This is a genomic window from Comamonas sp. CMM02, from assembly GCF_014851485.1.
Lineage (GTDB): Bacteria > Pseudomonadota > Gammaproteobacteria > Burkholderiales > Burkholderiaceae_C > Comamonas > Comamonas avium.
On sequence record NZ_JACUZW010000020.1, the window covers coordinates 1 to 255 of the forward strand.

1 protein-coding gene is annotated in these 255 nt (G+C 63.1%); it reads left to right on the plus strand.

Features of this window, described 5'->3' with window-relative positions:
• The coding region (locus IB213_RS17940; RefSeq protein ID WP_192408193.1) for a hypothetical protein at positions 1-255 on the plus strand (255 nt) is incomplete at both ends.

The following is a 255-nucleotide window of genomic DNA, read 5'->3' on the forward strand; positions in this document are numbered from 1 at the left end:
GCGGGGTCATCACCCTGGCGCTGGATGACCAGAACCTGGCTGGCGGCAGTACGCCTGCCAACCCTGACTTTGCCCAAGATGCCATCACCTTTACGGCAGGCTCGGATGCGATTGCCTCGCTGAAGTTCGGTACGGACCTGAGCACTCTGTCGACGAGCGCAGGCCTGGTCTGGAGCCGTGTCTCGGACACGCAGATCGTCGGCAAGATCGGTGCGACGACCGTCGTGACGCTGGATCTGACGGCCAATGCAGGCA